Raw genomic sequence first — 13251 nt, forward strand, 5'->3', positions numbered from 1 at the left:
GGCCGCGGGCTCAGACCAGCCCGCTTTTTTGTTTCATCTGTGCCATGATCGCGGCAGCATTGGCCTGATAATCAGTCAACCCGCGAGCACGCAGATGGCAGGCGGCACATTCGCCACAGCCATCACCTTTGATGCCGTTATAGCAGGTCAGGGTTTCTGCGCGTACCAGCGGCAGCTGCTGCCAGTAATCCGCGAGTGCCCAGGTCTCGGCTTTGTTGAGCCACATCAGCGGCGTTTCGAAACGAATATTGCGTGCCATACCGAGGTTGACGGCATTATTCAGCGCTTTGACGAATTCATCACGGCAGTCAGGGTAGCCAGAAAAATCGGTTTCACACACACCGGTGATCACCGCTTCGGCTTCGACCTGATAGGCGTAAATTGAGGCCAGCGTTAAAAACAGGATATTGCGACCCGGTACAAAGGTAGTTGGCAGACCGCTGGCATCCGGATCATACGCCGGAACCGGGATGTTATCGCGCGTCAGGCTGCTGACGGCCAATTCGTTCAATAGCGTTACATCCAGTACTTTATGCGCACGTGCACCCAATTTCTGTGCCAGTTCGGCGGCCACTTCGATCTCTTCGCGATGACGCTGGCCATAATCAAAGGTGACGCAATGCACTTCGTCATACTGCTGTAACGCCTGAATTAAACAGGTGGTGGAATCTTGTCCGCCACTGAATACCACAACGGCTCTTTTCATCTTTTCTTCCGTATAAAACCGAGCGCTTATGGTACTGGCTCGGATGTGTGATGAACAGTATCGACTGCAGCTGGCGGGGGGATCCAGGCGCGCGTAAAGTCGAACCAACCCAGGCTGTTGAGTTGAATGCCTTCCACACCGGGTGGGGCGGAGATTTGGTAGCGATAATTAAACAGCGGCAGCATGTAACCGGCGCGCATCAGTTGCTCAAACAGCTGGTGGCTAAGGATAGCACGCTGATCCGGGGCCTGCTGTTGCGCGATCTCACGCAGGTGGTGACGTAAATTGATCGCACTTTGCGATCCTCGCAGCGGCTGCCATAGCGGATCATTCTCCAGCCAACTGATCAGGGTAAACAGCGGTGCATCACCAATCAGGCGATCGCCCATCACCAGATCGGCTTCGGCCAGCTCACGTTCATCACGCCAGCTTTTGACATCATGAAAAATGCAGGTTAGCTGGCAACCCTGTGCGGCTAACAGTGGTTTCAATGCAGCGGCCATCACATGCAATTCAACCGGCAGATGATAATGCAGGGTCAGGGCTGCAGGCAGCTCGGTCATCGTTTCTTCCGGTGTCGGGACGGGCCAGCCGGGCAGTAATTCCTGACTCGGGGTGATTAATCCTTCTTCCAGCGGCAATTGTTGAATCATGCCGCTACGCTGAATCAGGCTAATTAAGGTTTTAGCCTGTGCGGCACTCAGTCGCGCGGAGATGCGAGGTGCCAGATAACAGAATCCCAGACTGATGCTGCGATCAACCGGACGCAGGGTATCCAGTTCATCTGGATCGCCAATGGCGATTTGCACCGGATGGCGACAACTGGTGCCAAGCGTTCGATCAAATAATTGGGGTGTGATCCAGTATTCAACTGCCTGAATTAATGGGCGTTGTAAATGCCAGCGCGCATGGCTTTCCAGTCGCACCAGGTCATCGGTGAAATGGGCCAGTTTCCATGCGCCGCTACCGATGTCATCGCGTTCGGGGTGAGGTAGCAGGCAGTGCTGGTGCGCCAGCCGTTGCGGCAGCCAGTAATCGCTGTGACGCAGGCGAATACGCAGCGCCAGTGGGTGCGGTGCAGTGATACTTTCTACAGAGGCAAGCATTCGCAGCCCTGGCGTGCTATGCCGGATCTTGTGAAACTGGCCTACCAGCTGCGCGGCATACAGCGGTTCATCGTTATGCCAGCTTAATTGCGGGCGCAGCCAGAAGAACCAATCGCAGCCCGTCTCGTCATGCTGCCAGTGGTGGGCTAAATCACCCACGGCATCATCCCCCTGAAAACGTGTCAGGCCAGAGAAAATCTGGCGCGCCAGGTGCTGTTCGGCCCGTCCGGTCAACCGCAGCGGACGCAAGGGTTCGAGGGCGCGATAATAGGGAATGCGTAATACCGGTGCCTGGTTGAGCCACTGTCCTCCCATCAGCGGACGCAGCATATTCAGCAAATGCTCCGGCTGTACATCCAGTACCTGCAATGCCTGCACTGCTTCGCCTGCGGCGAGTTGCTGCTGCAAAAGTTGCTGGCGCAGTTGTTCCGGAGAGGTGAGAAAGGTCAGGGTTCCCTGTTTGCCGCGCCCTGCGGCACCCTGCCAGCACAGCCAACCAGCGTCCTGCCATTGACGCAGCAAGGTGCGTATATGGCGTTCGCTGCAAAAGCAGTGCTGCGCCATGATCGAGACGCTCAGATGCTGTGACGCCCCCTGGCTGAGCTGCCAGAGCCGCTGAAATTGATTAACCCGATGAAGTTGCCGCATCGCCTAAACCCGGAACAGTTTTCTAAAAGTATTCACTATTAGTTCCGCAATTACCAGGCGATAGTAGTTACCTTACATAGACAGGAGAATTCGCATGGCACGCCTCGCGGCATTTGATATGGACGGTACGCTGTTGTTGCCGACGCATCGCTTAGGTATAGAAACCCTCGCCAGTTTGCATGCCTTGCATCAACGTGACGTCACGCTGGCGTTTGCCACCGGACGTCATCTGCTGGATATGCAGCCGGTGGTACGTGAGCAAGTTACGCTTCCCGCCTGGCTTATCACCGGAAACGGAACGCGCGTGCACGATCTGGATGGCAACCAGTTATATGGCTGTGATTTGCCGCCTTCCATCGCCGAAGAGGTGATTCATCGCCGCTGGCAAACGCCCGCATCCATCCATATTTTCAACGACGAAGGGTGGTTTACGGATAAGCCGCTGCCGTTCGTCCGTGAAGCACACGTGCTGAGTGGGTTCGACTATCAATTACGTGATCTGCAACGTATGTCGGCGCATGAAGTCACCAAAATCTGCTTTATTGCCCCGCATGAGACGTTGTGCGCGTTGAAAACGGAATTGGACGCTGCCTTGGGTGAGCGGGCGAATATCTGTTTTTCAGCCTGGGATTGCCTGGAAGTGTTGCCGCTGGATTGCCACAAAGGCGCGGCACTGGCGCGCCTTTGTCAGCATCTTTCCCTGTCGCTCGCCGACTGCATGGCGTTTGGCGATGCTATGAACGATCGTGAAATGCTTGAGCGAGTCGGTAACGGTTTCATCATGGGCAACGCCATGCACCAATTAAAAGCGGAGTTGCCACATTTACCGGTTATTGGTCGTTGCGAGACACAGGCGGTGTCTCACTATTTAAATCACTGGATGACCACACCACACCTCGATTATTCCCCCGAATGCTGAGGCTTGCAGTGAACCGGACAGGATGTCCGGTTTTTTATTGCAGCTCGCGCTGCCACGGCTGAATATCACCAATGTGCTGCGCCACCCATTCCGCATTGTAATAGGTGTCCGGATAACGCTCGCCGCTGTCACATAGAATCGTCACCAGCGCTCCCTGTTCACCTCGTTCGCGCATACGTTTTGCCACCTGCACCATGCCCCAGAAATTGGTGCCGGTGGAGGCGCCGGGACGACGGCCGAGAATCTGTTCCAGCTTCAGCATGGCAGCAACGGTGGCGGCGTCTGGCACTTTGATCATCTCGTCAATCACATCGGGTAAAAACGAAGGTTCAACACGAGGGCGGCCAATGCCTTCAATCATACTGCCGCGATCGCTGCTCAGTCCGCGCTCGCGGCTGTGCCAGAAATCAAAAAACACTGAATGTTCGGGATCAACGACCAACAGACGAGTGTCGTAACCCTGATAACGGATATAACGTCCGAGAGTGGCGGATGTCCCGCCCGTACCGGCGCTCATAATCAGGGTATGCGGCACCGGGAAGGGTTCATGCGCCATCTGGCGGAAGATACTTTCGGCGATATTATTATTGCCGCGCCAGTCAGTGGCGCGTTCAGCATAGGTAAACTGATCCATAAAATGGCCGCTCAGCTCCCGCGCCAGGCGCTCCGATTCGCTATATAGCTGGCAGGGATCGGTGACGAAGTGGCATTCGCCACCATAAAAGCGGATCAGCTCGATTTTACGTTTGGCAGTGCTGGCGGGCATTACGGCAATAAACGGCAGTCCCAGCAGGCGGGCAAAATAGGCTTCCGATACCGCAGTGCTGCCGGAAGAGGCTTCAATAATCGGTGTCCCCTGGCGGATCCAGCCATTAGCCAGACCGTACAAAAACAGCGAACGTGCCAGACGGTGTTTCAGACTGCCGCTCGGATGGGTGCTTTCATCTTTCAGGTAAAAACTAATGCCGGGAAAATCATCCAGGTTAAAGCGAATCAGGTGCGTGTCGGCAGAGCGCTGAAAATCAGCGTTAATTTCGTTAATAGCGTGACGAATCCAGGGCGTTTGCATGCTGAGTTTCCGCAAATTTGAATGGCCCCAGTGTAAGGCACTGGCAGGAAAAAGAGGTTGCTTTAATCGGTGTATAATGGCTCGATGAGAGAAAATTTTTCTCCCGGAGAGGCGAATGCTAGATAAAACTGACCGTAAACTGCTGGCTTTATTGCAGCAGGATTGCACTCTGTCACTCCAGACGCTGGCAGATGCGGTCAACCTCACCACCACACCGTGCTGGAAACGCCTGAAAAAACTGGAAGATGATGGCATTATTCGTGCGCGCGTAGCGCTGTTGGACGGCGATAAAATCGGTCTGGCGCTGACGGCGTTCATGTTTGTCAAAACCCAGCAACACAGCAGCGACTGGTATCAGCAATTTGTCAGCGTGGTCCAGCAGATGCCAGAAGTGATGGCGTTTTATCGTATGGCCGGGGAATACGACTATCTGCTGCGTATTCAGGTGGCGGATATGAAAAGTTACGATGGTTTTTATAAGCGGCTGGTGAATGGCGTACCGGGTCTGATTGACGTGACCTCCAGCTTCGCTATGGAAGAAATTAAATACACAACCGCATTGCCGGTGGCACCCTGACGGGTAAAGAAAGAGACAGTCTTGTGCGATTATTCAGTCAGTTAAGTTGGTATTTTCTGCGCGAGTGGCGGCGATATCTGGGCGCGGTCACTCTGCTCATCATCATTGCGCTTCTGCAATTGTTGCCACCGCATCTGGTGGGGGTGATTGTTGATGGCGTTACCCAACATACTTTAAGCACCGGGCGACTGATGATGTGGATCGGCGTGATGCTGGTCACTGCCGTGGTGGTTTATCTGCTGCGCTATGTCTGGCGCGTGCTGCTGTTTGGTGCCTCTTATCAACTGGCGGTAAACCTGCGTGAAGATTTTTACCGTCAACTTAGCCGCCAGCATCCGGCATTTTACCTTCGTCATCGCACTGGCGATCTGATTGCTCGTGCCACCAATGATGTTGATCGCGTGGTGTTTGCCGCCGGGGAAGGGGTGCTGACGCTGGTGGATTCGCTGGTGATGGGTTGCGTAGTGCTGGTGGTGATGAGCGTACAAATCAGCTGGCAGCTGACGTTGCTGGCGTTGGTGCCGATGCCAATTATGGCGCTGATTATCCATCGCTATGGCAACCAGCTGCATGACCGCTTCAAGCTGGCACAGGGCGCGTTCTCGAGCCTGAATGATCAAACGCAGGAGAGCCTGACCAGTATCCGTATGATCAAAGCCTTTGGTCTGGAAGATCATCAATCGCAGCAGTTTGCGGCCATCGCGCGGGACACGGGTGAGAAGAACCTGCGTGTGGCGCGCGTGGATGCGCGTTTTGATCCCACCATCTATATCGCAATTGGCTTTTCTAACCTGCTGGCGATTGGCGGCGGGAGCTGGATGGTATGGCATGGCAGCCTGACATTGGGGCAGCTCACCAGCTTTGTGATGTATCTCGGGCTGATGATTTGGCCAATGCTGGCACTGGCGTGGATGTTCAATATCGTTGAGCGTGGCAGCGCGGCCTGGAGCCGCATTCGCGTACTCCTGGCGGAAGCCCCGGCGGTTGCAGACGGACAAAAAATTCTGCCACCGGAGGTGGGGAATTTACAGGTCGCGATCCGCGAGTTTTGCTATCCGGCGAGTGCCAACGTGGCGCTCAGCCATGTCAATTTCCAACTCAAACCCGGCCAGATGCTGGGATTATGTGGCCCCACTGGCTGTGGCAAAAGTACCTTATTGAGCTTGCTTCAACGCCATTTCGATCTTGAGCAGGGCGACATTCGTTATCACAACACACCACTGTCGCAGTTGCGCATCGATAGCTGGCGCAGCCGCCTGGCGGTAGTCAGCCAGACGCCGTTCCTGTTTTCCGACACGGTTGCCAATAACCTCGCGTTGGGTCGGCCAAATGCCAGTCAGCAGGAGATTGAGCGTGTGGCGCAGATGGCCTGTGTTCATGAGGATATCCTGCGCTTACCTCAGGGCTATGAAACTGAAGTCGGTGAACGTGGCGTGATGCTGTCAGGTGGGCAAAAACAACGTATCGCCATTGCGCGTGCGTTGCTGCTGAATGCCGAGATCCTGATTCTGGATGATGCATTATCAGCGGTTGATGGACGTACCGAGCACGATATTCTGCACAACCTGCGGCAATGGGGTCAGGGCCGTACCCTGATTATCAGCGCGCATCGTCTTTCGGCACTGACTGAAGCCAGCGAGATTCTGGTGTTGCAGCAGGGGCAGGTGGCACAGCGTGGCGACCACGATGATCTGATTGCGCAAAGTGGTTGGTATCGCGATATGTATCGTTATCAGCAGCTGGAAGCGGCGCTGGACGAGGATGAGATCACCGAAGGAGCGAGTCGTGGCTAAATCTGTGCGTCTGTGGCCCACGCTGAAACGGTTATTGGCCTACGGTAACCCCTGGCGCAAATCGTTATGGCTGGCGGTGGGCATGTTATGGCTGGCGGCGGCGGCAGAAGTCACCGGGCCGGTGTTGGTCAGTTATTTCATTGATCATCTGGTGGCAAAGCATCAGATGCCGTGGGGCATTGTCGCCGGATTGGTGGTCAGTTTTATTCTGCTGCAACTGCTGGCTGCGGGTTTGCACTATTTTCAGGCGTTACTGTTTAATCGTGCGGCAATTGGCGTAGTGCAACAATTACGTACTGATGTGATGAATGCTGCGCTACGTCAGCCGTTGAGTGCCTTCGATACCCAACCGGTTGGGCAGATTATCTCGCGTGTGACCAATGATACCGAGGTGATCCGCGATCTTTACGTCACGGTAGTGGCAACGGTGTTGCGCAGTGCGGCGCTAATTGGCGCGATGCTGGTGGCAATGTTTGCGCTCGACTGGCGTATGGCGCTGGTGGCGATGGTGATTTTCCCACTGGTGCTGACGGTGATGTTGATTTATCAGCGCTACAGCACACCGATAGCGCGCCGGGTGCGTAGCTACCTCGCCGATATCAATAATGGCTTCAATGAAGTGATTAACGGCATGAGCGTCATTCAGCAGTTCCGCCAGCAGGCACGATTTGGAGAGCGCATGGGTGAGGCCAGCCGCTCGCACTATCTGGCACGCATGGAGACACTGCGACTCGATGGCTTCCTGCTGCGTCCGCTGCTGAGCTTGTTCTCTGCACTGATATTGTGCGGTCTGCTGATGTTGTTCAGTTTCGCCACGCCCGGCGTATTTGAGGTGGGAGTACTTTATGCCTTTATTACCTATCTCGGTCGTCTGAATGAGCCGTTGATTGAACTCACCACCCAGCAATCAATGCTGCAACAGGCGGTGGTGTCGGGTGAGCGTATTTTTGAATTGATGGATGCGGCCCAGCAGGATTACGGCATCGACAATCGGCCGCTGGCCTCCGGGTGTATCTCCCTGCGTGACGTCAGTTTTGCCTACCGCGCCGATCGTGACGTGTTAAGCCAGATCGATCTGGAGGTGCCTGCACGCGGGTTTATTGCGCTGGTCGGCCATACCGGCAGTGGCAAGAGTACGCTGGCGAACCTGCTGATGGGTTATTACCCGGTGACGCGCGGCAGCATTGAGCTGGATGGTCGTCCGCTGCCGCAACTGACGCATCAGGCGTTACGTCAGGGGGTGGCGATGGTGCAGCAGGACCCGGTGGTGCTGGCGGATACCTTGCTCGCCAACGTCCGTCTTGGGCGCGATATCCCGGAACAGGCGGTGTGGCAGGCGCTGGAGACGGTGCAACTTGCTCCACTGGTCCGCGCGATGCCGGACGGTATTCACACTCGGCTGGGCGAGCAGGGCAATAACCTGTCGGTGGGGCAGAAACAGCTGCTGGCGTTGGCGAGGGTGTTGGTGTCGTTGCCGCAGATATTGATCCTTGATGAAGCTACCGCCAATATCGATTCCGGTACTGAGCAGGCGATTCAGCACGCTCTGCGTGCTTTGCGCCAGCACAGCACGCTGGTGGTGATTGCGCATCGCCTCTCTACCATTACTGAAGCGGACCAGATTCTGGTGCTGCATCGTGGTCAGGTCGCCGAACGCGGTACGCACAGCGAATTGCTGGCGCAGCAGGGGCGTTACTGGCAGATGTATCAGTTGCAGCAGGCAGGCGATGAACTCGCGGCGGGCATTCCCTTAACGACTGAAGGGTGACTTGCACCTTTTCTGCGCACCTTTATCGGATTATTCTGTATAAATGCACTTCTTTGAGGCTTGAAGCACCAAAGAAGTGCAAACAATCTACTCTTTTCTTCCTTTCCTGTTTGTATTTGTGTTGCCCATCACAGAACGAAGCGCGCTGCGGTGCGGCTAATCTGCTGACTCTGCGCTTTTTTTATTTATGGCACACCCTTTGCTTATATCCCTGCGTGTCCGGTAAGACTCATTCATTAAATACCTGGAGGGGATCGTATGAAGCTGGTTACCGTGGTAATCAAACCATTTAAGCTGGAGGACGTGCGTGAAGCCTTATCCTCTATTGGCATTCAGGGACTGACAGTTACCGAAGTGAAGGGTTTCGGTCGCCAGAAAGGTCACGCAGAGCTTTATCGCGGTGCCGAGTACAGCGTGAACTTCCTGCCAAAAGTAAAAATTGATATCGCCATTGCTGATGATCAGTTGGACGAAGTCGTCGATGTGATCAGCAAAGCCGCTTATACCGGCAAAATTGGCGACGGCAAAATTTTCGTTGCGGAACTGCAACGCGTTATCCGTATTCGTACTGGCGAGACCGACGAAGCAGCACTGTAACTGGGCCTTGATTGTGATGGGATGGAAAGAAATGAATAAAATGATGACGAAGTTGGGCCTGACCAGCCTGGCGCTGTTACCGTCTCTGGCCATGGCGGCAGCTCCTGCCGTCGCGGACAAAGCCGATAACGCGTTTATGATGATCTGCACCGCACTGGTGCTGTTCATGTCGATTCCGGGTATTGCCCTGTTTTACGGCGGTCTGATCCGCGGTAAAAACGTGTTGTCCATGCTGACTCAGGTAGCGGTGACCTTCTCCCTGGTCTGCGTACTGTGGATGATCTACGGTTACTCGCTGGCCTTCAGTGAAGGCAATGCCTTCTTCGGTAGCTTCCAGTGGGCGATGCTGAAAAACATCGAGCTGAAAGCACTGATGGGCACCTTCTATCAATACATCCACGTTGCGTTCCAGGCTTCCTTCGCCTGTATCACTGTGGGCCTGATTGTCGGTTCTATTGCTGAACGTATTCGTTTCTCTGCTGTGCTGATTTTCGTCGCTGTATGGCTGACGCTGGCGTATCTGCCGATTGCGCACATGGTCTGGGCTGGCGGTCTGCTGGCATCTGATGGCGCGCTGGACTTCGCTGGCGGTACCGTTGTTCACATCAACGCCGCGGTTGCGGGTCTGGTGGGTGCTTACCTGGTGGGTAAACGTGCTGGCTTCGGTAAAGAAGCATTCAAACCACACAACCTGCCAATGGTCTTTACTGGTACGGCGATCCTGTACGTAGGCTGGTTCGGCTTCAACGCGGGTTCTGCTTCTGCTGCTAACGAAATCGCTGCTCTGGCGTTCCTGAACACCGTGATTGCGACTGCGGGTGCGGTACTGTCCTGGACCTTTGGTGAGTGGGCGCTGCGTGGCAAACCGTCTCTGCTGGGTGCGTCTTCAGGCTTCATCGCAGGTCTGGTTGCTATCACCCCGGCGTGTGGTTATGTCGGTGTTGGCGGTGCGCTAATTATCGGTCTGGTCGGTGGTTTGGCTGGTCTGTGGGGTGTGACCACCCTGAAGAAATGGCTGCGTGTTGATGACCCGTGTGATGTGTTCGGTGTGCACGGCGTGTGCGGCATCGTGGGTTGTATCCTGACCGGTGTGTTCGCGTCCTCTTCACTGGGTGGCGTAGGTTATGCAGAAGGCGTGACCATGGGCCATCAGGTGTGGATCCAACTGTTCAGCGTGGGTGTCACCATCGTTTGGTCTGGTGTGGTTGCCTTCATTGGCTTCAAACTGGCCGATATGATTGTTGGCCTGCGTGTTCCGGAAGATCAGGAACGTGAAGGTCTGGATGTTAACAGCCACGGCGAGAACGCTTACAACCAGTAAGAGCCGGGCTGCAAAAGAGAGCAGTGCGCTAAAATAATAAAAGGCAGAAGGGGCGAGAAATCGCCCCTTTTTTTATTCGCTGCGCTGGCGCATTACCCCTTCCTGCACCGTCGTTGCCACCAATGTCCCATCCTGAGTAAAAAACTCCCCACGGACAAAACCGCGTGCCCCTGATGCTGAAGTGCTGACGACGCTATACAGCAGCCACTCTGACAAGTCGAACGGACGGTGGAACCACATCGAATGGTCGATAGTGGCAACTTGCATATCAGGCTCAAGGAACCCTTTCCCGTGCGGTTGGAGAGCCACCGGCAGGAAGTTGAGGTCTGACGCATAGCCGAGCAGGTATTGATGAATACGACGATCCTGCGGCAACTGACCATTGGCGCGTACCCACACTTGACGCACTGGCTCGTCTACACGGCCTTTGAGTGGATTGTGAATTTGTACCGGGCGAATATCGAGCGGCCGTTCGGAGAGGAATTTTTCCCGCAGCTTGATGGGCAGATGCGCCGCCAGTTTCTGCGCCAGGTCCTGTTCCGATGGCAGATTATCGGGGGCGGGCACCTGCGGCATGCTGTTCTGATGCTCAAACCCACTTTCCGGTGCCTGGAATGAGGCCGTCATGTAGAAGATGGGTTGTCCATTTTGCACTGCGCTGACGCGGCGCGCGCTAAAGCTTTTGCCATCTCGCAGGGTTTCGACATCATAGATGATGGCTTTCTGGCTATCGCCCGGACGCAGGAAATAGCTATGAAACGAGTGGATAATACGCGCTTCCGGCACTGTCTGTTTCGCCGCATAAAGTGCCTGGCCAACCACCTGACCACCAAACACCTGACGCAGGCCGAGGTCTTCGCTCTGACCGCGAAAAAGTCCCTCTTCCAGTTTTTCCAGATTCAACAAATTAAGCAGGTTGTGCAGTGCCTGGCTCATAACGGATTCCTCAGTGATACCGGTCGGGCAAGTTTGAAAGATCCGACCAGTTGCCGTCAATCTTTTTGCCGTGATTTCAGCAATCTGAGACCAGTCTCAGGCGCATTGTGGATTTTTGTGCCAGAATTAAGGGCATTCGGCGGTTGAATAGCTGCACATTATTTTTGCCGCCGACAATCATAGTGTTCATAAGGAGACGACATCGATGAAACTTTGGCAAATGATTAGCGGTATGACACTGGCTGTGGCGGTAGCAGGGTGCGCAGACCACAGTAAACCGGTGGCAACGCCAACCTTAGGATCAACTGTTGCCGGGCAGCAGGCGGCCATTGCGCAGCCAAATGTGAGCGGTTCCATTTATATTCGCCAGCGCATTGCCTTACCGCCGGATGCGGTACTGACAGTGACGTTGTCAGATGCCTCGCAGTCCGACGCGCCATCCCGTGTGCTCGCCCAACACGTGGTGCATACTGAGGGTAAACAGGCTCCGTTCCAGTTTGTGCTGCCCTATAACCCGGCAGACATTCAGCCGAACGCGCGTATCCTGTTGAGTGCAGCGATTGCCATAGACGGCAGACTGGCGTTTATCACGGATACCGTGAAACCGGTGATTAATCAGGGTGGAACCAAGGTAGAACTGTTGCTGGTGCCAACAACTAATATGGCGATGCCAACGCAGCCGGGTGCGGCAACCACCGTGCCGTCCACCTCACCAACGCAGGTGACGCCGTCGTCTTCGGTGCCTGCGGCGACCAGTATGTAAAACGTATTCCGTAGCGGCGCGATTTATCGCGCGCCTTTAACGTTAATGCAGCGGACAAAAAGCGCAATAAATCGCGCCGCTACGAATATGTGCTGGTATCACTCCTGATCCCAGCGATAGCGCGCCAGTTCAATTTCACCCGCATCACTGACTTCAATGCCTTCCGCTTCTAATGCATCCCGCTGGCGAAACAAATCGTCGCCCTGTAGTGAAATTCGACCGTGGCGGTTAAGAACACGATGCCAGGGCAATTGACTGCCTGAGGGTAAACGCTTCAACACGCCGCCTACCTGGCGCGCTGCGCGCGGAGATCCGGCCAGACGAGCAACATCACCATAGGTCATCACTTTTCCGGATGGAATCGCAGCAACAATCTGCCAGACGCGTTGCGGAAAGCTATCGTGCTCGTTCATTAAGGTCATCCTGAATAACCGTAAATCCAGACTTTAACATGAACCGGGCCATGTATAACCGCCCATCTGTTCAAGAAAACAACGGTCATCAGGGGTTTGCTTGCAATTGCCGGGGGCTTACCTGATAATGCCAGCGCTCTCGTAACGAGGGCTAGTCAATGGGGGCCCTGTTGGTTCTCCCGCAATGCTAACTTGTGAACTCGGTCAGGTCCGGAAGGAAGCAGCCGCAGCAGGTGACGCGTGTGCCGGGATGTAGCTGGCAGGGCCTCCACCATTTCTGCCTCGTAAAAAATCCTTCTGATTCAATAAATAGCGTACTACTGGCACTCCTTTGCCAGTGAAAAGGTCAATCCCTGAAAATCGGTTGCTGCAACAGACTGGGCCAGAGAAGGGAAAAACTTAACGGACGAACTTCCAGACAGAACCGGGCACTTTATCGTAGAGCTTATTCATCGTCAGCTCTGCAAGGCGGTGATCGGCAGCAGAGTAAAATACCGCCAACTCGTCATCGGATAATTCATACTTGTTTTTTTCAATCACCCGCTCAAGGGTATCGATTGAGCGACAGCGGCGCAGTCGCATCAAATAATCGGTTTTGGTTAAGGCTTGATTGCTCATAAATAAATGGTTCTCAT

General features: G+C 54.7%; 13 protein-coding genes and 1 other RNA gene. 8 read left to right on the forward strand and 6 right to left on the reverse strand.

Annotated elements, in window-relative coordinates; all coding sequences use genetic code 11:
- Positions 1 to 10: 10 nt before the first annotated feature.
- Both queC and AC6I8W_RS05360 read right to left on the reverse strand, forming a co-directional pair.
- Positions 11 to 706: a 7-cyano-7-deazaguanine synthase QueC gene (queC, locus tag AC6I8W_RS05355; protein WP_497837285.1), complete on the reverse strand. Its 696-nt coding sequence runs from the start codon at positions 704 to 706 to the stop codon at positions 11 to 13.
- Positions 707 to 732: 26 nt separating this feature from the next.
- Positions 733 to 2460, reverse strand: a complete 1728-nt coding sequence (locus AC6I8W_RS05360; RefSeq protein ID WP_497837286.1) for an SgrR family transcriptional regulator — start codon at positions 2458 to 2460, stop codon at positions 733 to 735.
- A gap of 94 nt (positions 2461 to 2554) precedes the next feature.
- Between AC6I8W_RS05360 and cof the strand changes: the two genes are divergently transcribed.
- On the forward strand, positions 2555 to 3379 hold the full coding sequence (cof, locus tag AC6I8W_RS05365) for an HMP-PP phosphatase (RefSeq protein ID WP_497837287.1): 825 nt from the start codon (positions 2555 to 2557) through the stop codon (positions 3377 to 3379).
- A gap of 34 nt (positions 3380 to 3413) precedes the next feature.
- Here cof and AC6I8W_RS05370 read toward each other — a convergent pair whose 3' ends face one another.
- Positions 3414 to 4448, reverse strand: coding sequence for a PLP-dependent cysteine synthase family protein (locus tag AC6I8W_RS05370; protein ID WP_497837288.1), 1035 nt, complete (start codon positions 4446 to 4448; stop codon positions 3414 to 3416).
- 115 nt (positions 4449 to 4563) lie between these two features.
- On the opposite strand from AC6I8W_RS05370, the gene AC6I8W_RS05375 reads away from it, so the two are divergent.
- The 5 genes from AC6I8W_RS05375 to amtB all read left to right on the forward strand — a co-directional run bounded on the left by AC6I8W_RS05375 (position 4564) and on the right by amtB (position 10504).
- Complete coding sequence (locus tag AC6I8W_RS05375) at positions 4564 to 5025, forward strand: Lrp/AsnC family transcriptional regulator (RefSeq protein ID WP_021185832.1); 462 nt, start codon at positions 4564 to 4566, stop codon at positions 5023 to 5025.
- A 23-nt stretch (positions 5026 to 5048) separates the two neighbouring features.
- The gene (locus AC6I8W_RS05380; RefSeq protein WP_497837289.1) at positions 5049 to 6818 is read left to right on the forward strand and encodes a SmdA family multidrug ABC transporter permease/ATP-binding protein; all 1770 of its coding nucleotides are present in this window, start codon (positions 5049 to 5051) and stop codon (positions 6816 to 6818) included.
- Positions 6811 to 8586, forward strand: coding sequence for a SmdB family multidrug efflux ABC transporter permease/ATP-binding protein (locus AC6I8W_RS05385; RefSeq protein ID WP_497837290.1), 1776 nt, complete (start codon positions 6811 to 6813; stop codon positions 8584 to 8586). Before AC6I8W_RS05380 ends, AC6I8W_RS05385 begins: the two co-directional genes overlap by 8 nt.
- 258 nt (positions 8587 to 8844) lie before the next feature.
- Entirely contained in the window at positions 8845 to 9183 is a 339-nt protein-coding gene (gene glnK, locus AC6I8W_RS05390; RefSeq protein WP_007886947.1) for a P-II family nitrogen regulator, read from the forward strand.
- Between the two features lie 31 nt (positions 9184 to 9214).
- Positions 9215 to 10504: an ammonium transporter AmtB gene (amtB, locus tag AC6I8W_RS05395; RefSeq protein ID WP_013508147.1), complete on the forward strand. Its 1290-nt coding sequence runs from the start codon at positions 9215 to 9217 to the stop codon at positions 10502 to 10504.
- Between the two features lie 72 nt (positions 10505 to 10576).
- Here the strand turns inward: amtB and tesB are convergent, their stop codons facing one another.
- The gene (gene tesB, locus AC6I8W_RS05400; protein WP_480369132.1) at positions 10577 to 11440 is read right to left on the reverse strand and encodes an acyl-CoA thioesterase II; all 864 of its coding nucleotides are present in this window, start codon (positions 11438 to 11440) and stop codon (positions 10577 to 10579) included.
- A gap of 205 nt (positions 11441 to 11645) precedes the next feature.
- On the opposite strand from tesB, the gene AC6I8W_RS05405 reads away from it, so the two are divergent.
- A complete protein-coding gene (locus tag AC6I8W_RS05405) occupies positions 11646 to 12203 on the forward strand; it encodes a YbaY family lipoprotein (RefSeq protein WP_497837291.1) in 558 nt (185 codons plus the stop codon).
- Positions 12204 to 12301: 98 nt separating this feature from the next.
- On the opposite strand, the gene AC6I8W_RS05410 is transcribed toward AC6I8W_RS05405, so the two are convergent.
- Positions 12302 to 12616 (reverse strand): MGMT family protein, encoded by a 315-nt coding sequence (locus tag AC6I8W_RS05410; RefSeq protein WP_497837292.1) that lies wholly within the window; start codon positions 12614 to 12616, stop codon positions 12302 to 12304.
- A 168-nt stretch (positions 12617 to 12784) separates the two neighbouring features.
- Between AC6I8W_RS05410 and ffs the strand changes: the two genes are divergently transcribed.
- An RNA gene (ffs, locus tag AC6I8W_RS05415) (signal recognition particle sRNA small type) lies at positions 12785 to 12881 on the forward strand.
- A gap of 134 nt (positions 12882 to 13015) precedes the next feature.
- Here the strand turns inward: ffs and hha are convergent.
- Positions 13016 to 13234, reverse strand: coding sequence for a hemolysin expression-modulating protein Hha (gene hha / locus AC6I8W_RS05420; RefSeq protein WP_013508151.1), 219 nt, complete (start codon positions 13232 to 13234; stop codon positions 13016 to 13018).
- Positions 13235 to 13251 lie beyond the last annotated feature (17 nt).

Source organism: Pantoea sp. X-Soil-TKNS-1211 (assembly GCF_059730495.1).